At 54.6% G+C, this 23,811-nt stretch carries 21 protein-coding genes and 4 tRNA genes; 19 read left to right on the top strand and 6 right to left on the bottom strand.

The features are described from left to right. Positions 1 to 122 precede the first annotated feature (122 nt). The 4 genes from HED22_RS11035 to HED22_RS11020 form a co-directional block, all read right to left on the bottom strand. Positions 123 to 1,172: a hypothetical protein gene (locus HED22_RS11035; RefSeq protein ID WP_254869956.1), complete on the bottom strand. Its 1,050-nt coding sequence runs from the start codon at positions 1,170 to 1,172 to the stop codon at positions 123 to 125. A 38-nt stretch (positions 1,173 to 1,210) separates the two neighbouring features. Further along, on the bottom strand, positions 1,211 to 2,779 hold the full coding sequence (locus HED22_RS11030; protein ID WP_167722068.1) for a SpoVR family protein: 1,569 nt from the start codon (positions 2,777 to 2,779) through the stop codon (positions 1,211 to 1,213). Then, positions 2,776 to 4,113 carry a YeaH/YhbH family protein gene (locus HED22_RS11025; protein WP_167722066.1) on the bottom strand — a complete coding sequence of 446 codons (1,338 nt, stop codon included), beginning with the start codon at positions 4,111 to 4,113 and terminating at the stop codon, positions 2,776 to 2,778. Before HED22_RS11025 ends, HED22_RS11030 begins: the two co-directional genes overlap by 4 nt. 99 nt (positions 4,114 to 4,212) lie before the next feature. Beyond that, complete coding sequence (locus HED22_RS11020; protein WP_167722064.1) at positions 4,213 to 6,156, bottom strand: PrkA family serine protein kinase; 1,944 nt, start codon at positions 6,154 to 6,156, stop codon at positions 4,213 to 4,215. 611 nt (positions 6,157 to 6,767) lie between these two features. Between HED22_RS11020 and HED22_RS11015 the strand changes: the two genes are divergently transcribed. The 8 genes from HED22_RS11015 (at position 6,768) to HED22_RS10980 (ending at position 12,922) form a co-directional block, all read left to right on the top strand. Then, positions 6,768 to 7,127: a rhodanese-like domain-containing protein gene (locus HED22_RS11015; protein ID WP_167722062.1), complete on the top strand. Its 360-nt coding sequence runs from the start codon at positions 6,768 to 6,770 to the stop codon at positions 7,125 to 7,127. Positions 7,128 to 7,262: 135 nt separating this feature from the next. Next, entirely contained in the window at positions 7,263 to 7,817 is a 555-nt protein-coding gene (locus HED22_RS11010; protein WP_167722060.1) for a helix-turn-helix domain-containing protein, read from the top strand. Between the two features lie 14 nt (positions 7,818 to 7,831). Then, the gene (locus tag HED22_RS11005) at positions 7,832 to 8,386 is read left to right on the top strand and encodes a GNAT family N-acetyltransferase (RefSeq protein WP_167722057.1); all 555 of its coding nucleotides are present in this window, start codon (positions 7,832 to 7,834) and stop codon (positions 8,384 to 8,386) included. Positions 8,387 to 8,688: 302 nt separating this feature from the next. Further along, on the top strand, positions 8,689 to 9,678 hold the full coding sequence (gene dctP / locus HED22_RS11000) for a TRAP transporter substrate-binding protein DctP (RefSeq protein WP_175581199.1): 990 nt from the start codon (positions 8,689 to 8,691) through the stop codon (positions 9,676 to 9,678). Between the two features lie 177 nt (positions 9,679 to 9,855). Further along, a complete protein-coding gene (locus HED22_RS10995; RefSeq protein ID WP_167722055.1) occupies positions 9,856 to 10,344 on the top strand; it encodes a TRAP transporter small permease in 489 nt (162 codons plus the stop codon). Continuing rightward, positions 10,341 to 11,612: a TRAP transporter large permease gene (locus HED22_RS10990; RefSeq protein ID WP_167722053.1), complete on the top strand. Its 1,272-nt coding sequence runs from the start codon at positions 10,341 to 10,343 to the stop codon at positions 11,610 to 11,612. The genes HED22_RS10995 and HED22_RS10990 overlap by 4 nt, the downstream gene beginning before the upstream one ends. Positions 11,613 to 11,618: 6 nt before the next feature. After that, positions 11,619 to 12,503 carry an oxaloacetate decarboxylase gene (locus HED22_RS10985; RefSeq protein WP_167722051.1) on the top strand — a complete coding sequence of 295 codons (885 nt, stop codon included), beginning with the start codon at positions 11,619 to 11,621 and terminating at the stop codon, positions 12,501 to 12,503. Positions 12,504 to 12,514: 11 nt separating this feature from the next. Beyond that, complete coding sequence (locus tag HED22_RS10980; RefSeq protein WP_167722049.1) at positions 12,515 to 12,922, top strand: GFA family protein; 408 nt, start codon at positions 12,515 to 12,517, stop codon at positions 12,920 to 12,922. A gap of 62 nt (positions 12,923 to 12,984) precedes the next feature. On the opposite strand, the gene HED22_RS10975 is transcribed toward HED22_RS10980, so the two are convergent. Continuing rightward, a tRNA-Thr gene (locus HED22_RS10975) sits at positions 12,985 to 13,061 on the bottom strand. 109 nt (positions 13,062 to 13,170) lie between these two features. Continuing rightward, positions 13,171 to 14,043: a 23S rRNA (guanosine(2251)-2'-O)-methyltransferase RlmB gene (gene rlmB, locus HED22_RS10970; protein WP_167722047.1), complete on the bottom strand. Its 873-nt coding sequence runs from the start codon at positions 14,041 to 14,043 to the stop codon at positions 13,171 to 13,173. A gap of 195 nt (positions 14,044 to 14,238) precedes the next feature. Here rlmB and HED22_RS10965 point away from each other — a divergent pair. The 11 genes from HED22_RS10965 to rpoB all read left to right on the top strand — a co-directional run bounded on the left by HED22_RS10965 (position 14,239) and on the right by rpoB (position 23,708). Next, positions 14,239 to 14,323, top strand: a tRNA-Tyr gene (locus tag HED22_RS10965). A gap of 36 nt (positions 14,324 to 14,359) precedes the next feature. Continuing rightward, positions 14,360 to 14,433: transfer RNA gene (locus HED22_RS10960), tRNA-Gly, on the top strand. A gap of 82 nt (positions 14,434 to 14,515) precedes the next feature. Continuing rightward, positions 14,516 to 15,706 (top strand): elongation factor Tu, encoded by a 1,191-nt coding sequence (gene tuf, locus HED22_RS10955; RefSeq protein ID WP_167722020.1) that lies wholly within the window; start codon positions 14,516 to 14,518, stop codon positions 15,704 to 15,706. Positions 15,707 to 15,837: 131 nt separating this feature from the next. Beyond that, a tRNA-Trp gene (locus HED22_RS10950) sits at positions 15,838 to 15,913 on the top strand. Between the two features lie 50 nt (positions 15,914 to 15,963). Continuing rightward, a complete protein-coding gene (secE, locus tag HED22_RS10945) occupies positions 15,964 to 16,161 on the top strand; it encodes a preprotein translocase subunit SecE (RefSeq protein ID WP_022734396.1) in 198 nt (65 codons plus the stop codon). 3 nt (positions 16,162 to 16,164) lie between these two features. Continuing rightward, positions 16,165 to 16,695 (top strand): transcription termination/antitermination protein NusG, encoded by a 531-nt coding sequence (nusG, locus tag HED22_RS10940; RefSeq protein WP_167722044.1) that lies wholly within the window; start codon positions 16,165 to 16,167, stop codon positions 16,693 to 16,695. A gap of 105 nt (positions 16,696 to 16,800) precedes the next feature. Beyond that, the gene (gene rplK / locus HED22_RS10935; protein ID WP_062955407.1) at positions 16,801 to 17,229 is read left to right on the top strand and encodes a 50S ribosomal protein L11; all 429 of its coding nucleotides are present in this window, start codon (positions 16,801 to 16,803) and stop codon (positions 17,227 to 17,229) included. A gap of 4 nt (positions 17,230 to 17,233) precedes the next feature. Further along, positions 17,234 to 17,932 (top strand): 50S ribosomal protein L1, encoded by a 699-nt coding sequence (gene rplA / locus HED22_RS10930; protein ID WP_167722042.1) that lies wholly within the window; start codon positions 17,234 to 17,236, stop codon positions 17,930 to 17,932. A 279-nt stretch (positions 17,933 to 18,211) separates the two neighbouring features. Further along, the gene (gene rplJ / locus HED22_RS10925) at positions 18,212 to 18,730 is read left to right on the top strand and encodes a 50S ribosomal protein L10 (protein ID WP_167722040.1); all 519 of its coding nucleotides are present in this window, start codon (positions 18,212 to 18,214) and stop codon (positions 18,728 to 18,730) included. 55 nt (positions 18,731 to 18,785) lie between these two features. Further along, complete coding sequence (gene rplL / locus HED22_RS10920; protein ID WP_167722038.1) at positions 18,786 to 19,163, top strand: 50S ribosomal protein L7/L12; 378 nt, start codon at positions 18,786 to 18,788, stop codon at positions 19,161 to 19,163. A 378-nt stretch (positions 19,164 to 19,541) separates the two neighbouring features. After that, positions 19,542 to 23,708: a DNA-directed RNA polymerase subunit beta gene (rpoB, locus tag HED22_RS10915; RefSeq protein ID WP_167722035.1), complete on the top strand. Its 4,167-nt coding sequence runs from the start codon at positions 19,542 to 19,544 to the stop codon at positions 23,706 to 23,708. The last annotated feature ends 103 nt before the right edge of the window (positions 23,709 to 23,811 follow it).

The raw sequence follows: 23,811 nt of genomic DNA, 5'->3' as shown, positions 1-23,811 counted from the left end.
GACTGCTTTAAACCGGTCATTATTTGATAGTGGAATTGCACTATTTAAAGATCATTGCCTGATCCAAATAAGATCATTTTGTATTGAGAACGAAAAACCTACATATGCAGTAACGCGTTATCCTATTGATAAACATAGGTGTACATCTGGTCGTGTGGCTCATAGCCATAGTCATCATCATAGCTGCGCTGAACGATGTTTTCCCAGAGTGCGGGGTCTATGTCCCGTGCATTATTGCTCATATCCGGGTTTTCAATCCGGAAAATATGAGTGCGGGCGTCTTTGAGCGTTTCGAGCGCATACCGAAGATCCGGGTTGGACAGGAAATGGCGCATGAAATCACCATTGCTGTAAGCGCGTGAAAGGCCCTGGGTCAAAATACGATGCAGTCGTTTGTTGTTGCGATTGACGTAAATAAACAGATCAAAGGGATAGGCCAGAACCGTCGAGGTGCTGAAAACGATTTCGGGATGCTGTTCGCGGATTGTGTCGATTTCTCGGGAACCTTCGTGCACGGCACGGCTTAAAAGATCAAATCTCTTATTGGCCAGCATCGCCCAAAGCTGGTCGCGCGGTGCGCGATCAACACAGAAACCGTTTTTCTCCATAATACTGGCGTCGGGCCAATCCGATCCGGTGCCGATACAGAACTTTTTCAATTGTTCAAGAGATTGGACTTGCTCAAGGGCCGGGAGGTTTTCCACATGTGTCAAGAAGGCACGATATCCCAAGAGACCGCGTGTCATCGGGAAGTTAACTTGCAGGAACGTGGTTTCTCTCTCAATGCTGTAGCCGGTGAACATGACATCCACCTTATCCTCAAGCATCATCGAGCTGATGCGTGACTGCGTCATGGCCGGAAATTCGTCGATTACCAGCCGAAAGTCGCCATCGGCGTGCTCAAGTGCCAGTTCAATGACTTCGAGCTCGTAGCTGAAAAACTCGGCGGCGCCTTCCGGAAAAGCCATGCGCACGATTTCTTCGCCCTTCGAGGGGTGGGCGGTACATAAAAACATGACGGCGGATATCAGCAATATCCCAAAGCGGTTTTGCAATCTTTGCTCCTGGTCTACCCGAAAACAAAACACAGCAGCTGATAATTGATATTGTACTTCGCTGAGCGCTTTGTAAGGGGGGTGGGCATGCCGATAAAGCTGGCGTTCAGCCGCCATTACTGCAAAAGCCTGATGTCAATCCGATGCCGGGAAGGTCAATTTGCAAGGTCTTCGGGCGTGTAGTTCGTCTCATGCAGGATTTCGCCGCTTTCATAGTCGACTGCCTGCAACGTCACTCCATATCCCCATAACTGCCCGATATAGCCCAGCGTCATCTCCGCCTCGGATTTTTCAAGTCGGATACCTTCATGCTCGGTATGCTGGATGTAAAGCTGACGGTTACCCCGGATGTCGACATCAACCACCTGCATGTCCGGTTCACGTACCGAAATGTCATGCATGCGTGCCAAGGACCGGCGCACCTTGCGATAGCCATTGTCGTCATGGATGGCGGCGACTTCGAGATGCGGTGATGTGCTCTGATCGTCAATCATGAACATCCGCATGTCGCGCATCAGTTTGGGTGACAGGAACTGCAGGATAAAGCTTTCATCGCGGTAATGCGCCCAGGCTTCCTTAAGTGTTTCGACCGGCGCGTTGTTGCCCGCAATATCGGGGAACCATTTATGGTCTTCCTCGGTCGGGTCAACACAGATGCGATGGATGTCCTGCATCATGGCAAAGCCAAGCGCATAAGGGTTGAACCCGGAATAGCGTTGATCATCATATTCGGCCTGAAACACCACGCGCGAATGGTAATCGATGAATTCCATCATCGCCCCTTCGGAAATCAGGCCCTTGTCATAAAGGCTGTTCATGATCGCGTAATGCACATAACACGCACAGCCCTCATTCATCATCTTGGTCTGTTTCTGCGGATAGAAATACTGCCCGATATTGCGCACGATGCGCAAAATTTCGCGCTCCCACGCCTGCAGGGTCGGTGCATTCTTTTCGAGGAAATAAAGCAGGTTTTCTTCCGGCAGGCCAAATTGCGCACGGCGTTCTTCGACCCGCATCTTGCGTTTAAGCTCATCCACGTCCTGATCGCCCGGATCAGACTGGGGCAGGGTGCGCCACAGATCGTTATAGGTTTCGTCTTCGTACTTCGCCCGTTCGCGTTCGCGCTTTAGCTCTGCCGCCAGATTGGGTTTTTCCGGCCGGGAATAGCGGTTCACCCCTTGATCCATCAGGGCGTGCGCAGCATCAAGAATACGTTCAACCGCGTCAAAGCCGTATCTGTCTTCGCACTTGGCGATATAGCTTTTGGCAAATTGCAGATAATCCAGAATGCCGTCGGCATCCGTCCATTGCTTGAACAGGTAGTTGTTCTTGAAGAAATGGTTATGGCCAAACGCCGCGTGGGCGATCACCAGCGCCTGCATGACGATGGTATTTTCTTCCATCACATAGGAAATGCACGGGTTGGAATTGATCACGATCTCATAAGCCAGCCCCTGATAGCCCTTGCGATACATGACATCGTCGCGCACGAAGCGTTTGCCAAACGACCAGTGGTGATACATCAACGGCATGCCGATCGATGAATAGGCATCAAGCATCTGCTCGGATGTGATCACCTCGACCTGGTTGGGATAAACATCAAGCTTGAGCTCGTTGATCGCGATATCCTCAATCGCGTCATAAGTGGCCTTTAACGTATCGAAGTCCCAGTCGGCACTGGTAAAAAGCAATTTGTCGGCGGCTTTGGTCTTGCTGCTCATCGCGTTGCCTCCGCACGGTTCTTGGCAAACAGTTCTCGGAATACCGGGAAGATATCGGCCGCTTTGGTAACCCGTTTCAGGGCAAATTGCGGATGGGTTGCCGCCAGGGGCGCATAGGCCTTCCAAAGGGCGGTTTCACCTTCGGCGGCAGCGAAAATCTCGGCCTCGCGCTCGTCAGTGATTTCGATATAGGCGTAATACTGGCACTTGGGCAAAAGATCCTCCGCCAGAAGGGCAGTACATTTCGCCCCGTCATTGGAATAGTTATCGCCATCCGATGCCTGCGCTGCATAGATGTTCCACTGATCTGTGGGATAACGATCTTTCAGCACCTTTTTCATTTCCTCAAGCGCGGTGGACACAATCGTGCCGCCGGTTTCGCGCGAATAGAAAAAGGTTTCTTCATCGACCTCGGCCGCGCGGGACGTATGGCGGATAAATACCACCTCGACATGTTCGTATTTGCGATGCAGGAAAAGATGCAGCAGCATGAAGAACCGCTTGGCCAGTTCCTTCATCTGTTCGGACATGGACCCCGACACATCCATCAAACAGAACATCACCGCCTGTGTATTGGGATCGGGGATCTGTTGAAACTGGTTAAAACGGGTATCAATCGGATCAATGAACGGGATCGCCTTCATCCGCCGCTTGGCTTCTTCGAGATCAGCCAAAAGGGTATGAAGCGTTTCATCATCGGCTTTGGTCAGTTTGCCGTTCGGGCGCTTTTCCGCCTTGGCCTGAAGGGCTGATATCTTTTCTTCAAGTTCGCGCACCTCGGCCGATTTGGGCCGACGCAACCCGATACGCCGTGCCAGTGAATTGCGCATGGTCCGAACAAGGCTAAGGTTCGATGGCGTGCCTTCGACCGAAAAGCCCGCACGTGTGGTGCGAAACGCGGTGGTCTGCTTCAGGCTTTTTTTCAAAAGATCGGGCAGCTCAAGATCTTCAAAGAAGATATCAAGGAACTCGTCACGGGTCAGGGTGAACTGGAATTCATCCTCTCCCTCGCCATCTGGGCTGGCTTGTGATCCGCCAGCGCCACTGTCGCCGCCTTGCGGGCGGGCAATGCGATCACCCTGAACAAACTTCTTGTTGCCGGGCAGGACGTAATTGCGGTTGCCCCCGCGTCCCATGTGGTGAAAGCCCGGTTCCTTTAACGTCTTGCCCGGAATGGTGATCTGGTCGCCGCCGCTGATGTCGGTAATGCCACGCGACCGGATGGTGCTTTCAACCGCCTTTTTGATCTGCGCCTTGGCACGGCGCATAAAACGTTGCCGGTTGCCAAGGCTTTTGCCGGTCGGGTTCTTGCGACGATCAACAATATAAAGCATGGGCACTCACATCCTTTGGCAGGCCATCCTGCCGGGAAAGAGAGCCGGGCGGACAAGGGATGAACCGCCCGGCAAGGGCCGGAAAGACAAGGGGGAAGCTTAACCGGCCTTATTCACACGCATGTACCACTCGACCAGACGGCGGGTCTGACGTTCGGTATATTTGCGATCAATCATGCGTTTGACGAACTCGTTGTGTTTCTTCTCGGTCTCGCTGTCTTTCTTCGAGCCGAACGAAATCACCGGCAGCAGGTCTTCGACCTGACTGAACATGCGTTTTTCGATCACATCGCGCAGCTTCTCATAGGATGTCCATGCCGGGTTCTTGCCCTTGTTATTGGCGCGTGCACGTAGCGCGAACTTGACGACCTCGTTGCGGAAATCCTTGGGATTGGCGATGCCCGCCGGTTTCTCGATTTTTGACAGTTCCTGATCAATGATCTTGCGATCCAGCAACTGACCGGTATCGGGATCCTTGAAGTCCTGATCCTCGATCCAGGCATCGGCATAGGCAACGTATCGATCAAACAGGTTCTGACCGTAATCGGAATAGCTTTCCAGATACGCTTTCTGGATTTCCGCCCCGATAAACTCGGCATAGCGCGGGGCCAGCTCGGACTTGATAAAGTCCATGTAGGCCTTTTCACGTTCTTCGGGGTATTGCTCGCGCCGGATGGCCTGTTCCATCACATACATCAGATGCACAGGATCGGCCGCGACCTCGTGCGTGTCATGGTTGAACGTTTCCGACAGAACCTTGAAGGCAAAGCGGGTTGAAATGCCATCCATGCCTTCATCGACACCGGCCGTGTCGCGGTATTCCTGCATGGATTTCGCCTTGGGATCGACATCCTTCAAGGTTTCGCCGTCATAGACCCGCATCTTGGAATAAAGATTGGAGTTTTCATGTTCCTGCAAGCGCGACAGCACTGAAAACTGCGCCAGCATTTTAAGCGTGCCCGGCGCACAGGATCCGTGTTCAAGCTCTGATCCCTGCAACAGCTTGTCATAGATCATGGTTTCCTCAGTCACCCGCAGGCAATAGGGCACCTTGATCACTGATATACGGTCGATAAACGCTTCGTTGTTCTTGTTGGCCTTGAAGGTCTGCCATTCGGCTTCGTTCGAGTGGGCCAGGATCAATCCCTGGAATGGAATGGCCCCAAGGTTTTCGGTGCCGATATAGTTGCTTTCCTGTGTTGCGGTCAGCAACGGATGGAGCATCTTGATCGGCGCCTTGAACATCTCGACAAATTCAAGAAGGCCCTGATTGGCGCGGTTCAGGCCACCGGAATAGCTATAGGCATCCGGATCGTTCTGGCTGAAATATTCAAGCTTGCGGATATCGACCTTACCGACAAGCGATGAGATATCCTGATTGTTTTCATCGCCCGGTTCGGTTTTAGCAATGGCGATCTGACGCAGGCGTGACGGGATCAGTTTAACGACCGAGAACTTGGTCAGGTCGCCGCCAAACTCATCAAGACGCTTGACCGCCCATGGCGACATCAAACCCGTCAGGCGGCGTTTGGGGATACCGTATTTGTCCTCGATCGCGTCACCCATCTTGGCCGGGTTAAACAGACCAAGCGGGCTTTCAAACACCGGGCTGATTTCATCCCCGGCTTTCAGAACATAAATCGGTTCACGTTCCATCAGCTCTTTCAGCCGTTCGGCCAACGAGCTTTTGCCCCCGCCGACCGGGCCCAGCAGATACAGAACCTGTTTGCGTTCTTCCAAACCCTGTGCGGCATATTTGAAGAAACCGACAATGCGTTCGATGGTTTCTTCCATGCCGTAAAAGTCTTCGAAGGCGGGATAACGTTTGATGGTTCGGTTCAGGAAAATGCGGCCAAGTCGGGAATCTGTCGAGGTGTCGATCAGTTCCGGTTCACCAATCGCAGAAATCATGCGTTCAGCGGCAGAGGCATAGGCAGTCGGGTCTTCGCGACACAGATTAAGATAATCGCGGATGGTCAGTTCAGTTTCCTGCTTTCCGTCATAGCCTTCCGCATACAGCTCGAAGATATCCTTCTCAGCCATGGCGCGGTCTCCTTTCAAACGTTATCGCACTGTCAAACTTACGTTTCCTGTTTCAATCCTGTTCTTGCGCAATGTTGCGCTTTGTTCTGATTTGACCGGGATATACCCGGCCCCGTCTTGGGGCGTCGGCAGGCCTTTTCTGCAAGGGCACTGCCAGCGGTCATGCATTAACAAAAGGCGTTCGCGGTTAATCTCTGGCGGAACATGCCAAGCTTGTGAAAATTCGATTGTGCAGTTGCGGCCTATATGCCGTTTTACAGTCTTGATCAGACTCTTTTGGGTCCCGTTGCGGCGACCAATATGCCGACACTGAAGATGTCGGGACAGGCTTCTGTCGAAGGAATGTCAAAGTGACCTTTGAGCCTGCCGAGGCAATTTGCCCTGTTATTGAGACGTGGGAATAAGGAACTGATTTCGCAAGACGATGCTTAAGTCGAACAGCATAAATTTATGTGGTCGTGTTCACATGTAAGTGACCGCTGGTCCAGCTTTGGTGCCGCTTTTTGATCTCATGCGTCGGGCAAAAAAATTTTGCATTTGCGTAATAGTCAGACCCGGCGCTATCACGGGCGGACAGGATCGGGCCTTGCAAGGGACCAAAGGACATCATGATGAGCGACGAAACCGTAAAGTTTATCGAGCCGCACGAACTCGATCGTCTGATCGGCGAAGAAGCCGTAACCGTTATTGATGTTCGCGAGGCCGAAGAATTCGCAACCGGCCATATCGAAACGGCGATCAATATCCCGACCTCGAACTTCGACATCCCGGCCCTTGTCGATCTCACCGATGAAAGTGACACCGATCTGGTCTTTGTCTGTTCTGTCGGTCAGCGCTCCTTCGGTGCGGCCAACGCTGTTCTTGAACATGTTGATTGCGACGTCAGCAACCTCAAGGGCGGTATACAAAGCTGGACCCGCGCCGGCTTTGATCTGGTGCGCACCGGTTCATCTGATAAATCCATCACTTAAGCTGGACGTTTCAATCCACAATTTGTGATCCCGGAAAGGTAAAGCGCGCTGGTTAAGGCCACGCTCGGGACTTTTGCAATTGACGATATCTCAAAAATGGGAAATATTTCCAAATAAGAGAAATCGGGGTTTGCAATGGACGAAATTGAAACACGGCTGGCCCATCGATTGGCGGCTTTGCGCTCTGAGCGGGGATGGTCGCTTGATGAGCTGGCGCAGAAAAGTGCTGTAAGTCGCGCCAGCCTGTCGCGGATCGAGAAGGGCGAGGTCAGCCCGACGGCAAATGTGCTTGGCAAACTCTGTGTCGCCTTTGGCGTGACCCTGTCGCGTCTGATGCAGATGGTTGAGGATGACTTTGCACCTGTTGTCGCACGCACCGACCAGGAAGTCTGGACTGACCCGGAAACCGGATATCAAAGACGGCTGGTTTCCCCGACATCCAAACAGTTGTCGGGCGAGGTGATCGAAGTCGAAATCGGGCCCGATCAGCGCATTGAATATGACGGTTCGCCACGCGACGGACTTGAACATCATCTGGTGATGCTTGAAGGCGCACTTGCAATGGAAATCGATGGTCGAACCCATCACCTGCGGGCGGGTGATTGCCTGCGCTATCAATTGCGCGGTGGCAACGTGTTTCAAACACCGCGTGATCAGGGTGCGAAATATCACCTGTTTATCATCGACTAAGCGAAAGAGCCGCCATGACTTCGAAGCCGCACGCAGCACATACCCTCGAAATCGTTACCCTTGATGCCGACCAAGTCACAGAACGCCTCGATCAGTTTGCCGACATGCTTCGTGCCTGCGTGCATGACGGGGCCAGTATCGGTTTCATCGAACCGTTCCCTGTGAGCGAGGCCGAAGCGTTCTGGCGCGACAAAATCGTCCCCGCACTGAACGGCGGAAAGCGCACGCTGTTTGCCGCCCTTGATCAGGATCGCGTGGTTGGCACGGTCCAGCTTGATTATGACACCATGCCCAATCAGGCCCATCGCGGGGATATCAGCAAACTTATGGTTCGCCCGGATTGCCGCAGGCGCGGGATTGCGAAGCTGCTGATGGCCTCCGCCGAAAACCGTGCCCGTGATCTTGGGCGAACTCTTCTGACCCTTGATACCCGTACCGGGGATAGTGCCGAGGTGCTCTACGCTGCGCTTGGTTTTGAAACCACCGGGGTCATTCCCGATTTCGCGCGCGATCCGGACTCCGAAAAACTCAGCGGCACCACGGTGATGTATAAGCGTATTACCAGATAGTGTTTTGAAACCGTTTGCGATTCTCGGGTTTGTATTCAGAACAATCGTTCTGGCATGCCAGATGAGTGCTTTTTCTGATCGGGCACCAATTAAATTTGATTGCCGCAGTGCCGTAAACAAATCCGTATCCATCTTCCTCATGTCTTTCGACCGTAGAGTTTTACCTCTGTGTGCGGCGCGTCAAAGGTGTTTGTGTAAGGGTTTCGCCTTAGTCAAAACATGTTGAACAGCTCCGAAAAATGGGCGCATCCTTGCCGTCTTGAACAAAGAAACGGAATAAAAATTCTCGGAGGACGTTCATCATGAAGAAATTTGCCTTTGCTGCCGCCTTGATGGCAGCCGTCGGATTTTCCGGCACTGTTCAGGCTGCAGACCTGACCTTACGTATTTCGCTGCAATTGCCGATGAAAAGCCACCTCGGCCAGAACCTTTTGATGTTCAAAAACGAGGTTGAGGAAAAATCAAACGGCGACATCGAAGTCCAGATTTATGACTCTGCCCAGCTTTACAAGGACAAGGAAGTACCGGCTGCTGTCGGTTCCGGTGCCATCGAAATGGGTGTGGCCTCGCTGACACGTTATGTCGGGGATGTCCCGGCGGTCGATATCTTCTATCAGCCGTTTGTTTTTGATTCCGAGGAAAAAGTCCGCAAGGCCACAGCCAAGGATTCCCCGGTCCGCGGGCCGCTTGATGCTGCGATTGCCGAAACCGGATCCACGGTTCTCTGGTGGCAGGCTTATGGTGGGGCGATCATGCTGTCCAAGGACGCGCCGCTGCACGGCCCGGCCGACATGGAAGGCAAAAAGGTACGCGTGTTTGGCAAGACACTGGGTGACTTCACGGTCGCCGCGGGCGGGGCACCAACCCTGATTTCCGGTTCCGAACAGTATATCGCTTATCAGCGTGGCACGGTTGATATCGGCATGACGGGTGTTTCCGGTGTCAAATCCCGTCAGCTTTGGGAAGTCATGGACAACATCACCGTGACCAACCATGCCGATATCGAGTTCATTGTTGTCGTCAACACCGACTTCTGGAACGGGTTGACCGATGAACAGCGCGACATCATCAACACCGCGGCGATGAATGCCGAGGCAGATGTTCGCAATCGCATGACCGAGATCGAGGCAGCGGCCTACGCCGCCTCGGAAGAAGCCGGCATGACGGTCTATAAACCGACGGAGGAAGAACTGGTCAAATGGCGCGCTGTTGCACAGCCGGTCTATGACTCCTTCTTTGAAGAGGCCGGTGACCTTGGCAAGCAGGTCTTCGAGGCTGCCCAGAAGTTCTAAGTCCTTTGACGTTCGCTGGTCGGGTGCCATGTGCCGCATATCGCATTAATGCACATGGACGCCGACCGGGGCGTCATCTGAGCTTGATCTGATTTGTTGTCATCACCGTGCGGGTATGGGAAAGCCCATGCCGTGGCGGTGATGACGCCCCGTCTTCCAACATGCACTGTTTAAATCATGTTTGATCGATTAACGCTTATCCTTGCGTGGGTCGCTGCCATCCTGTTTGTGCTGGCTGGCTGCATGCTGACCTACGAAGTGCTGGCACGCTATTTCTTCGTGCGCCCGACCATCTGGGCAGCCGAGCTTTCCCAGCTTTGTCTGATTTGGGGATCTTTGTTGGGCATGCCCTGGGCGCTGTCCGCACGCCGCCATATTTCGGTGGATGCGCTCACCCGTCTTCTGGCCCCCAAGGTTCAGCGCGTGGTCGAAATCATTGCCATGGCCTGCATTCTGGCCTTTTCGGTGATGGTGACCATCAAGGGTTGGGAAATTTTCTATGAAAGTTTCGAACGGGGGCGCACCAGCGGCACCATGCTGGATCTTCCGGCATGGATTGCCGAGCTGCCCGTCGCCATCGGGTTTGCACTGCTCGCCATTCAGGCCGTGATCGAGATTATCGGGCTCGCGCGGGGCAAGGCCATTCCGAAAGGGGCACACGAATGACGATTGTCCTGACCTTGGCTGCGATGTTCACGTTGCTTCTGATGCGCGTGCCTGTCGCCTTTGCGCTGGGCGGACTTGGCCTTGCCATGCTGATCCTCGGTGGTTTTTCACCCCTGATGGCCCCGCAGGCCGTTCTTTCAACGCTTGATGGCTTCATCCTGCTGGCCGTGCCGCTGTTTCTTTTGATGTCAAACATCCTGCTGCGTGCGGGGGTGGGCAATGACCTGTTTGCCGCGGTCAGTGCGTGGGTCGGTCATTGGCCGGGCGGCCTTGCGGTGGCGACTATCCTGTCGTGTGGTGTGTTTGCTGCCATTTCCGGGTCCTCGGTTGCAACGGCGGCCACCATCGGGACCGTTGCCATCCCTGAAATGATCAATCGTGGCTATAACAAGCGGTTTGTTTATGGCTTGCTGGCGGCTGGCGGAACGCTTGGTATTCTGATCCCGCCCTCGATCCCGATGATCATTTATGGCTTTGTCACCGAAGAATCGGTGATTTCGCTGTTCCTGGCGGGCATCGGTCCGGGGATCGCATTGCTGCTGTTCTTTATCGTCTTCTCGATGATCTATGCCCGTATGGGCGGGCAGGAACTTGAACCGAAAAAAGACTGGGCAGAACGCAAACGCGCAACCATCCGCGCACTGCCATCGGTTGTTCTTGCGGTTTTGATCATTTCGGGGATCTATTCCGGCGCTTTCACCCCGACAGAGGCCGCCGCAATCGGCTTTGCCGCGGCCCTTATCATCACCGGCCCGATCATGCGGGTTTTGACTTGGGATGCGCTGAAAAAGGCGGTGTTTGACAGTATGGCCACCACAGTTGCGATCATTCTGATCATTGCCGGGGCAAAGGTGTTCGGCAAGGCGATCACCCTGTATCGCATCCCGCAGGACATCTCGGTGATGATCACCCAAGGGGTTGATACCGAACTTGGCTTCATCCTGATCGTCACTGCCGTGCTTCTGGTCATGGGGCTGGTATTCGAAGCGCTTTCGATGGTGCTGATCATGACGCCGGTGCTGTTGCCGGCTGCCTTGGCCCTTGGATTCGATCCGATCTGGTTTGGCGTCTACATGGTGATCATGGTTGAATGTGCCCTGATTACGCCACCGGTAGGGCTTAACCTTTATGTCATCCAGTCGGTCGCCAAGGCCCGACTGGGCGAGGTGGCCCGTGGCGTTGCGCCGTTCCTCGCATTGATGTTTGTCTGTGCTGCACTTCTGTATTTGTGGCACGATCTCGCCCTGTATATTCCCTTCAAGCTGTAAAGACCGATGACCAACGTAAAATCACCTGCCGATGCCCTGCGCGCGCTGCTTGCCACGGGCGATCTGATTACGATGCCGTGCTGCTTTGATGCGCTTTCTGCCAAGCTGATCGAACAGGAAGGATTTGGCCTGACCTTCATGTCGGGCTTTGCCACCTCTGCGGCGCGGATTGGCGAACCCGATCTTGGCCTGATGTCCTATGGCGAGGTCCTTGATCAGGCGCGCAACATCACCGATGCCGTATCGATCCCCGTGATTGGTGATGGCGATACCGGCTATGGCAATGCCATGAATGTAAGGCGCACGGTGACCGGCTTTGCCAAGGCGGGCTGTGCAGCCGTCATGATCGAAGATCAGCTGGCCCCGAAACGCTGCGGCCATACCAAGGGCAAGGAAGTCGTTGGCCGTGATGAGGCGTTTGATCGCATCAAGGCCGCCGTCGATGCCCGCGAAGCCGGGGCAGATATCCTGATCCTGGCGCGCACCGATGCCCGTCACCAACATGGGTTGGCGGAGGCGATTGACCGTGCCGCGAAGTTCAAGGAACTCGGTGCGGACATCCTGTTTGTCGAAGCCCCGAAAACCGTCGATGAAATGCGCACGCTGTGTGCAGAGCTTGATGGTCCCAAGATGGCCAATATCGTCGAAGGCGGCGAAACCCCGGATCTGTCGCCCGAAGAACTCAAACAGATCGGCTATCAGATCGCAGCTTACCCGCTGTCTCTGATGGCTGCCGCCATGAAGGCCATGGTCGAATGCCTGCAAACCATGAAGGACGGACAGCCGCGTGACGACAAACTGATGAGCTGGGCTGATTTGCGCCAACGCATCGGCTTTGATGAGTATTACGACGTTTCGGAACGCTACGCGTCGTCGAGACGCGACGGTTAGGAAACAGGTTCATGGCAGACAAACATCATGGCGGCTGTCTGTGTGGCGCTGTGCGCTATGAAGTCACGGGTGACTTCGATGCGTTCTTCCTGTGCCATTGCAGCTATTGCCAGAAGGATAGCGGCTCGGCCCATGCCGCCAATTTGTTTTCAAGCTCGGCAACGCTTGGCTGGCTTGCAGGGCAGGAACAGATACAATCCTTCAAGCTGCCCGGTACGCGTCATGAAAAGGCGTTTTGCCAGACATGCGGGTCGGCACTGCCCTATACGCAGATGGCAGGCAAGCTTGTAGTCGTACCGGCCGGCAGTCTCGACAGCCCGGTATCAATACGCCCAAACGCCCATATCATGATGGGCAGCAAGGCTGATTGGGATCATGAGCTTGATGAAATCGAAAAGATCGACGGCCTGCCCAAATAACATCCCGACGAGACACCAAAAGAAAACCCCGCAGCCATCGGCTTGCGGGGTTTTCTTTTAAGTGGTGCCGGCAGAGAGACTCGAACTCCCAACCTTCTGATTACAAATCAGCTGCTCTACCAATTATAGCTATGCCGGCCCGAGCGGCGCGAAACATAATCCGGGCCGCCCATGATTGCAAGAGTTTGCAGCAGGGAAATTTACATCCCGTAAAAACCCTTCAAAAGCCCGCGTTCGCGGGCTGTTACCTACTTGCGATACAGCTCATACAGCGCGACCGCAGCCGCGTTTGAAACATTAAGGCTTTCGATGCGATCCGACATCGGCAGTTTAACGAGGAAGTCACAGCTTTCGCGCGTCAGGCGCCTAAGGCCTTCGCCCTCCGATCCCATGACAATGCCCACACGCCCATGCAGCTTTGCCTCGGCCAGTGTCTGGGTGGCATAGCCATCCATCCCCGCCAGCCAGAAATGCGCGCCTTTTAGTTTATCAAGCGTCTGATTGAGGTTCCCGGCATGGATATAGGGCACGGTTTCAAGTGCGCCACTGGCCGATTTGGCCAAAACCCCGGTTTCAGGCGGTGCGTGACGGTCAGGCACGATAACGGCGGATGCGCCAAAGGCCGCGGCACTGCGCAGGATCGCGCCGACATTGTGAGGGTCTGTGACCTGATCGAGGATCAGCACCGTGCATTGCTCGGAATCGCGGTGGTCGGCAATCAATTCCTCGACCGACAACTGGGGGAGGGGGGCGCAATGCATGGCCATGCCCTGATGCACCGTGCCCGGCGGCAGCATTTCATCAAGGTCGGTGCGCCCGGCCGAATCTACGGCGATGTCGTTGCGCTCTGCATCGGCAAGGGCGGCGTTGACTTCATCGCGGACGTTTTCGGTGGCCCAGATTTTGTGAATCGTGCGCTGCGGATTGGCAATTGCCATCATTACCGGGTGACGTCCGAACAGAATCAGGCGTGAATTACCCCCCTGACCACCACCGTCACGGCCGCGTTTTCGTCCGCGGCGCGAATTGCCTTCACGGTTTTCATCGCCTTGCGGGAGGGCATCGGGTGCCCCGTCACCGTGATGACGATTTCCTGAACGGGATTTGTTGCGACGCGACATAATGGCGGAAACCTCCGGGCCGTAGGGGACTGAATGCACTTTGCTTCGGTTGATCTTCGAAACTTGGGGAACATATAGGAAAGGAAATACGATTTCGTGCTTTTTTTGCTGTTGACAGGGGTGGTCCCTTCGCCGTATTCCCTCCCTCGCCGCAACGAGGCCGGGGTCAAACCCGGATGGCGTTACGACCCTGATGGAGGGGTGGCAGAGCGGTCAAATGCAGCGGACTGTAAATCCGCCGACTTAGTCTACGCAGGTTCGAATCCTGCCCCCTCCACCATTCTCTCGCCCTCGCGAGAGCTCGCAGCAGAACTATGCGGGTGTAGCTCAATGGTAGAGCAGAAGCCTTCCAAGCTTACGACGAGGGTTCGATTCCCTTCACCCGCTCCAATATTCTAGTGATGCAACCCGTCGGCTCGTGCGGTGGGTTTCTACGTGTTTTTTTGGTTCGGATAATTAGGATCTGAGGGCAATGGCCAAGGAAAAGTTTGAGCGTACAAAACCGCACGTTAACGTAGGCACCGTCGGCCACGTTGACCACGGTAAAACCACGCTGACCGCAGCAATCACCAAAGTTCTGGCAGAAGCCGGCGGCGCTTCGTTCCAGGACTACAACGACATCGACAAAGCACCGGAAGAGAAAGCTCGTGGTATCACGATCTCGACCGCGCACGTTGAGTACGAGACCGAGAACCGTCACTACGCACACGTCGACTGCCCGGGCCACGCTGACTATGTTAAAAACATGATCACTGGTGCGGCACAGATGGACGGCGGTATCCTCGTCGTTTCCGCAGCTGATGGCCCGATGCCGCAGACCCGCGAGCACATCCTGCTTGCACGTCAGGTTGGCGTTCCGGCACTGGTCGTCTTCATGAACAAAGTTGACCAGGTCGACGACGAAGAGCTTCTCGAGCTCGTCGAAATGGAAATCCGTGAACTTCTGTCGTCCTACGACTTCCCGGGCGACGATATTCCGATCATCAAGGGTTCTGCTCTTGCTGCTCTGGAAGGTCGCGATGATGAAATCGGCAAAAACGCTATCCTCGAACTGATGAAAGCGGTTGACGAATACATCCCGGCTCCGGATCGTCCGAAAGACAAGCCGTTCCTGATGCCGATCGAGGACGTGTTCTCGATTTCGGGTCGTGGTACGGTTGTGACCGGTCGTGTTGAGACCGGTGTTGTTAAAGTTGGCGAAGAAATTGAAATCGTCGGCATCAAAGACACCGTTAAAACCACCGTTACCGGCGTTGAAATGTTCCGCAAGCTGCTCGATCAGGGTGAAGCTGGCGACAACATCGGCGCGCTGCTGCGTGGTACCAAGCGTGAAGACGTCGAACGTGGCCAGGTTCTGGCCCATGTCGGCTCGATCACCCCGCACACCAAATTCGAAGCAGAAGCCTACATCCTGACCAAGGATGAAGGTGGCCGTCATACGCCGTTCTTCTCGAACTACCGTCCGCAGTTCTACTTCCGTACGACTGACGTAACCGGTTCGATCGAGCTGCCGGCTGGCACCGAAATGGTTATGCCGGGCGACAACGTTCAGATGACCGCAACCCTCATTGCACCGATCGCAATGGACGAAGGTCTGCGTTTCGCAATCCGTGAAGGCGGTCGTACCGTCGGCGCGGGTGTTGTTGCGAAAATCATCGAATAATTTTTGAGATTTTGCACGATTGAGTGCTTGATCTTGGATGTGCGGGCGGCTATAACCCGCCCGCACACCCCGCCACCCGGGCGGGATTTAGTCAGAAAGAAGATAAGCTTTTCAACTTTCTGATGCCTTGTAGGAGTGTAGCTCAGTTGGTAGAGCATCGGTCTCCAAAACCGAGTGTCGGGGGTTCGAGTCCCTCCTCTCCTGCCAATTTTTCCGGGTTGTGAAACAAAGCATTAGAAAGCGGTGTAACCCCGACAATGGCTAAAACGTCGCCAGCACAATTCGTACAGCAGGTCCGCACCGAGGCTAAGAAAGTCTCGTGGCCGTCCCGTAAGGAAACGACTGTTTCGACCATTATGGTTTTCGTAATGGTTGCTCTTGCGTCTGTTTTCTTCTTTGTTGTCGATCAGCTCCTCGCATGGGGTGTCAAGCTGGTCTTTGGTGTTGGGGGTTAAGTCATGGCGCATCGCTGGTACGTTTTGCACGTTCACTCCGGTTTCGAGAAAAAGGTCGCCCAGTCGATCCGCGAACAGGCCATCAAGAAAGGTCTGGAAGGCGAGATCGAGGAAGTACTGGTCCCGACCGAAGAGACTGTCGAGATGCGTCGCGGCACCAAGGTCAATGCCGAGCGGAAGTTTTTCCCGGGCTATGTCCTGCTGAAGATGGATCTCACCGACGAAAGCTGGCATCTGGTCAAGAACACCGCCAAGGTTACCGATTTCCTCGGCAGCCGTGGCAAGCCGATGCCGATTTCCGAAAAGGAAGCTCAGCACATTCTGCATCAGGTGCAGGAAGGTGTTGATCGACCGAAGCCGACCATCGTTTTCGATATCGGCGAGGAAGTCCGTGTTTCCGACGGTCCGTTTGCATCGTTTAACGGTATTGTCGAAGGGGTTGATGAAGAACGTGCACGCCTGAAGGTGTCTGTTTCGATCTTCGGTCGTTCAACTCCGGTCGAGCTGGAATACACCCAGGTCGAGAAGCTTTAAAAAACGATCTTGAAAATTTAAGTCGCTACCTGTATACGCAGGCAGCAATCAAGGCGCGGGAGGTCAGCCATGGCCGGACCGCGCGCTTCTTTAAGAGGTACCCTAATGGCGAAGAAAATCGACGGCTATCTTAAGCTGCAGATTCCCGCCGGCAAAGCCAATCCGTCGCCGCCTGTCGGCCCGGCTCTTGGTCAGCGCGGCGTGAATATTATGGAATTCTGCAAGGCGTTCAACGCAGCGACCCAGCAGATGGAACCTGGTATGCCGATTCCGGTCGTCATCACCGTTTATTCCGACCGTTCCTTCTCCTTCATCACCAAAACCCCGCCGGCATCCTACTTCCTGAAAAAGGCAGCAGGTATCGCCAAGGGTTCCGGTACCACCGGTAAAGGTTATGTTGGTAAAGTAACCAAAGCACAGGTCAAAGAAATCGCAGAAGCCAAAATGGCTGACCTCAACGCATTTGACGTTGATGGCGCGATGGCAATGATCGAGGGCTCTGCCCGTGCGATGGGTCTCGAGGTTGTGGAGTAAGACGATGGCCAAGACTGGTAAACGCCTTGCCCAGGCCTATGAGGGCATCGACCGTAACACCCAGTACGATCTGGCAGCTGCTGTCAAAATCGTCAAAGAAGGTGCAAAAGCCAAATTCGATGAAACCATCGAAATGGCAATGAACCTTGGTGTTGATCCGCGTCACGCTGACCAGATGGTCCGTGGTGTTGTTTCCCTGCCGCATGGTACCGGTAAAACCATGCGCGTTGCTGTCTTCGCAAAAGACGCCAAAGCAGAAGAAGCCCAGAAAGCTGGTGCAGACGCTGTTGGCGCTGAAGACCTGATGGAAGCAATGCAGAAAGGCGATCTGAACTATGATCGCGTTATTGCAACCCCGGACATGATGGCTGTTGTCGGCCGTCTCGGTAAGGTTCTCGGCCCGCGTGGCCTGATGCCGAACCCGAAACTCGGCACCGTTACCATGGATGTTGCGACTGCCGTTTCTGACGCGAAAGCTGGCCAGGTTCAGTTCCGCGCAGAGAAAAACGGTATCGTTCATGCAGGTATCGGCAAGGCATCGTTCAGCGAAGAACAGATCCTTGAGAATGCAAAAGCATTCGTAAACGCGATCGTAAAAGCAAAACCGACCGGCGCAAAAGGGACCTACCTTGAGCGTGCAGCGATCAGCTCCACCATGGGTGCTGGCGTCAAGCTGTCGATTGCTGACATCGCGTCGAAGTAAGAATTTTCGAATTCTGACCGGTCTTCGGATCGGTCAGGACCGGAGAGGGCGCATAGCCCTCTCTACCTGTCTGTCCCAGACTGCAGGTGAGCGAGATTTGTCGCTCTTAATTTCCTGCATAGGCAGAGGTTCCGGTTCTTAGGTTTTCCCATCGGGGATCCACACAAGGCTTGAACATCTGGCAAACGGACGGGCGTAACAGACCGGTTCGAAAGGACAGGTCACGTCTGTGAACCTCCTTGTGGGGTTCAGGGCAACAAGCAATGTCGGAGACTAAAAGTGAACCGCGATGATAAACAACAGTTCGTAGCAGAAATGCGCGAAGTGTTCGAAGGTGCGGAAGGCGTGGTCATCACCCAGTACAAAGGGTTGACGGTCGCAGAAATCACCGCTCTTCGTGCACAGATGCGTGAATCTGGTGCGGGCTTCAAGGTCACCAAAAACCGGCTTACGCGACTTGCTCTGGAAGGCACCAAATTTGCTGGTCTTGCAGACTACTTCACCGGCCCGACCGCGATTGGCTACTCAGCTGATCCGGCATCGGTCGCAAAAGTAGCCTCCGAGTTCGCAAAATCCAACGACAAGCTCGTGCTTGTTGCTGGTGCCATCGGCGAACAGATTCTGGACGAGCAGGGCGTTAAAGCTCTGGCAGAACTGCCGTCGCTGGACGAACTTCGTGCGAAACTGGTGGGTATGATCCAGACCCCGGCACAGCGTATCGCTACGCTGACCTCCAAGCCGGCGGGCCAGATCGCCCAGGTGCTGAAGGCATATGCCGACAAAGGCGAAGCCGCGTAAACCAAAGTAATCAGATATCTCAGATATCTAAGTTCAAGCCTAGGAGTATAGTAAAATGGCCGATCTTAAGGCACTCGTTAAAGAGCTTTCCGAGCTCACCGTTCTTGAAGCTGCAGAACTTTCCAAACTGCTCGAAGAAGAGTGGGGCGTTTCCGCTGCTGCTCCGGTAGCAGTTGCTGCTGCTGGTGGCGCTGCTGGCGGCGCTGCTGCTGCAGAAGAAAAAACCGAATTTGACGTCGTTCTGACCTCTGCTGGTGACAAGAAAATCAACGTCATCAAAGAAGTCCGCGGCATCACCGGTCTTGGCCTCAAAGAAGCCAAAGAACTGGTTGAAGGCGCTCCGAAAGCCGTCAAAGAAGGCGCTTCCAAGGACGAAGCCGAAGAAATCAAGAAGAAGCTGGAAGAAGCCGGCGCATCCGTCGAACTCAAGTAATCGACGGCTTCTTGCCAAGGTCTGGGTCGGCGTCCTTTGGGCGCCGACCCTTCCGTCTCTGTGCTTCCAGGCAATTGTGTCTGGTGGGTGCAGCGGCGCGAACAGGAATTTAACGGTTGACGCTGCCAAAGGTAATCGTACATAACGTAAGGCCGTTTAGGTCAAAGGTTATCTTTGACGGCGTCGACAGCCGAGGGATCAGTGATCTCAATCAAGTTGGATGTCAAATAACATCCACGGTCATAATCAAGTGAACGCCCGCCCCGTACGGGGCTCGGGCGTCGTTGTGCTGTATGCGTTTTGTGCGACTCGCAAACGCGGCAGAGCAGGGACGAACGAGTTCGGACGGTGTGGGGAGGCGCGATTAAAGGAACGATGATGGATAAGTCCTTTACTGGTCGAAAGCGCATCCGCAAAAGCTTTGGACGGATCAGCGAAGTCGCTCCGCTCCCGAACCTCATCGAGGTTCAAAAGAATTCCTACGATAAGTTTTTGCAGACCGGAATCTCGCAGGAGCAGCGGGACGATGCAGGTCTTCAGGAAGTATTCAAGAGCGTCTTTCCGATTAAAGATTTTTCGGAACGCGCAACCCTTGAATTCGTTTCGTATGAGCTTGAGCAGCCCAAATACGATACCGAAGAGTGTCGCCAGCGTGGCATGACCTTTGCCGCACCGCTGCGCGTAACTCTGCGCCTGGTTGTCTGGGATATCGATGAGGACACGGGCGCACGCTCGATCCGCGATATCAAAGAGCAGGACGTCTACATGGGCGACATGCCGCTCATGACCGAACACGGTACCTTTATCGTGAACGGCACCGAGCGTGTGATTGTTTCCCAGATGCACCGCTCGCCGGGTGTCTTCTTCGACCACGACAAAGGCAAGAGCCACAGCTCGGGTAAATACCTGTTTGCCGCACGTGTCATTCCGTATCGTGGTTCCTGGCTCGATTTCGAATTCGATGCCAAAGACATTCTGTATGTCCGTATCGACCGTCGCCGCAAACTGCCGGCGACCACGCTGCTTATGGCTCTTGAAAACGAAGAGTCCGAAGCCCTGCGTGCACAGCGTGCCGAAGAAGGCCGCTCTGTCGATCCGTCGGAAATCGAAGGTCTGACCCCGGAAGAAATCCTCAACTACTACTATGAGTCGGCTGAATACCGCCGTACCAAGGATGGTTGGGTTACCGATTTCTCTGCGGAGCGTTATATCGGCCAGAAGCTTGTCTTTGATCTGATTGATGCCAAAAGCGGCGAAGTTGTCGCTGCTGCCGGCTCCAAGATCACCAAGCGTTCCGCCAACAAGATCGCCGAACAGGGTGTGGCCGAGATCCTCGTGCCTGAAGAGCAGCTTAACGGCTGGTTCATGGCCGATGACCTCATTGACGGCGAAACCGGTGAAATTCTGGCAGAAGCCGGCCACGAACTGACCGAGGAAGTGTTCGAGCAGCTTAAAGAATGGGGTGTAGATTCCGTTCGCCTGCTGATGATCGATCACAACCAGGTTGGTCCGTATCTGCGCAATACCATGGCGCTGGACAAGAACAGCAACCGCGAAGAAGCCCTTGTGGACATCTATCGCGTTATGCGCCCGGGCGAACCGCCGACCCTCGAGGGTGCGGAAGCCATGTTCAAGGGCCTGTTCTTCGATTCAGAGCGTTATGATCTTTCCGCGGTTGGCCGTGTGAAGATGAATGCGCGTCTGAACCTGGAATGCGAAGACACCGTTCGTATCCTGCGTCGCGAAGACATTCTGGAAGTCGTCCGTGTTCTGATCGACCTGAAAGACGGTCGTGGCGAGATTGACGATATTGACCACCTCGGTAACCGTCGTCTGCGTTCGGTTGGCGAGCTGATGGAAAACCAGTTCCGCGTTGGTCTGCTGCGTATGGAACGTGCGATCCGCGAGCGTATGAGCTCGGTCGAGATCGACAACGTCATGCCGCATGACCTGATCAATGCCAAGCCGGTTGCGGCTGCTGTTCGTGAATTCTTCGGCTCCTCGCAGCTGTCGCAGTTCATGGACCAGACCAACCCGCTTTCGGAAATTACCCACAAACGTCGTCTTTCGGCGCTTGGCCCGGGTGGTTTGACCCGTGAGCGTGCAGGCTTTGAAGTGCGTGACGTGCATCCGACCCACTATGGTCGTATCTGCCCGGTTGAAACCCCGGAAGGTCCGAACATTGGTCTGATCAACTCGCTGGCGACCTTTGCACGTGTCAACCAGTACGGCTTCATCGAAAGCCCGTATCGTAAGGTTGTCGACGGCAACGTCACCGCAGAGGTTATCTACCTCTCGGCGATCGAAGAAGGCCGCTATGTCATCGCACAGGCAAACGAACCGCTTAACGATGATTTCAGCTTCACCAACGAACTGATCAACACCCGTAAGGCCGGTGACCACTACATGGCCCGCTCCGAAGAGATCGACCTTATGGACGTCTCGCCGAAGCAGCTGGTATCGGTCGCATCCGCGCTCATTCCGTTCCTTGAGAACGATGACGCGAACCGCGCACTGATGGGCTCGAACATGCAGCGTCAGGCGGTTCCGTTGATCCGCTCTGAAGCACCGTATGTCGGGACCGGTATGGAAGTTCCGGTGGCACGTGATTCGGGTGCAACCCTGATCGCACGCCGTGACGGTGTTGTTGAATCCGTTGACGCGACCCGTATGGTTATCCGCGCAACTGGTGACATTGCTGCCTCGGAATCGGGTGTCGATATTTACACCCTGCTGAAATATCAGCGTTCCAACCAGGGCAGCTGCATCAACCAGCGTCCGCTGGTGAAAGTTGGCGATGTTGTCCAGAAGGGTGACATCATTTCGGATGGTCCGTGTACCGATATGGGTGAACTGGCTCTCGGCCGTAACGTGCTCGTCGCGTTCATGCCGTGGAACGGTTACAACTTCGAGGATTCCATCCTTCTGTCCGAACGTATTGCCCGTGATGACGTCTACACCTCGATTCACATCGAGGAATTCGAAGTCATGGCCCGCGATACCAAACTCGGCCAGGAAGAAATCACCCGTGATATTCCGAACGTCGGTGAAGAAGCGCTCAAAAACCTCGACGAGGCGGGCATTGTCTACATCGGTGCGGAAATCAAACCGGGCGATATCCTTGTTGGTAAGGTAACGCCGAAGGGTGAAAGCCCGATGACGCCGGAAGAAAAACTTCTGCGCGCCATCTTCGGTGAAAAAGCCTCTGACGTTCGCGATACCTCGCTTCGTGTCCCGCCGGGACAGTTCGGTACCATTGTTGAAGTCCGCGTGTTCTCACGCCGTGGCGTTGACAAGGACGAACGTGCTCTGGCCATCGAACGCGCTGAGATCGAACGTCTCGCACAGGACCGCGATGACGAACGCGCGATCCTCGAGCGTAACTTCTATGGTCGTCTGCAGAACCTTCTGGTTGGTCAGAAACTGGTTGATGGTCCGAAGGGCCTGACCGGCGAGTTGACCGAAGAAAGCCTGTCGGGTGTTGCCCGTGGTCTTTGGCGCCAGATCGCTGTTGCAGATGACAATGTCATGTCTGACATCGAAGCTCTGAAAAAACAGTTCGAAGAATCGATTGCTGTTCTTCAGGCCCGCTTCGATGACAAGGTCGACAAGCTGCAGGCCGGTGACGAACTGCCGCCGGGCGTAATGAAGATGGTTAAAGTCTTCGTTGCAGTGAAACGTAAAATGCAGCCGGGTGATAAGATGGCCGGCCGTCACGGGAACAAGGGTGTCGTATCGCGCATTATGCCGGTCGAAGACATGCCGCACCTCGAAGACGGTACGCCGGTCGATATCGTTTTGAACCCGCTGGGTGTTCCGTCGCGTATGAACGTCGGCCAGATCCTTGAAACCCACCTTGGTTGGGCGTCTCGTGGTCTGGGCGAACAGATCGGCGAACTCGTCGATGCTGTTGCTGACGGTCGCGGCGAAATGGATGCTCTGCGCAGCAAGCTTGATGATGTCTACGAAGGCGAAGAATATGTCGCTGGCATCAAAGAGCTTTCTGATGGCGAAGTCATTGAGCTTGGTAACAACCTGCGTCGCGGCGTCCCGATGGCCACCCCGGTCTTCGACGGTGCCCGTGAGCCGGATGTTGTTCGTATGCTTGAAAAAGCAGGCCTTGATGGTTCTGGCCAGGTTGACCTCTATGACGGTCGTACCGGCGAGAAATTCCATCGCAAGGTGACAGTGGGCTATATCTACATGCTCAAACTGCACCACTTGGTCGACGACAAGATCCACGCACGTTCGATTGGTCCGTACTCTCTTGTTACCCAGCAGCCGCTGGGTGGTAAGGCGCAGTTCGGTGGCCAGCGTTTCGGGGAGATGGAAGTATGGGCACTCGAAGCTTACGGTGCTGCATACACGCTTCAGGAAATGCTCACGGTCAAGTCGGACGACGTTTCGGGCCGTACCAAGGTCTACGAAGCCATTGTTCGTGGCGAAGACACGTTTGAAGCCGGCATTCCGGAATCCTTTAACGTTCTCGTTAAAGAACTCCGTTCGCTTGGCCTCAATGTCGAGCTTGAGCAGAACGATTTTTAAGTGTTTGGCTGACAGGGGTGCCCATCCGGGCATCCCGGTCGTCAAATCGCATCTTTCGGCCTGAAATTGGCGAAACCCGGCGAGACCGGGCATAGCGGGAGAG

The sequence above is a fragment of the Thalassospira sp. HF15 genome (assembly GCF_011806525.1).
Classification (GTDB): domain Bacteria; phylum Pseudomonadota; class Alphaproteobacteria; order Rhodospirillales; family Thalassospiraceae; genus Thalassospira.
The sequence above is the reverse complement of the archived record's forward strand: the minus strand, read 5'-3'. Positions and strand labels throughout refer to the sequence as shown.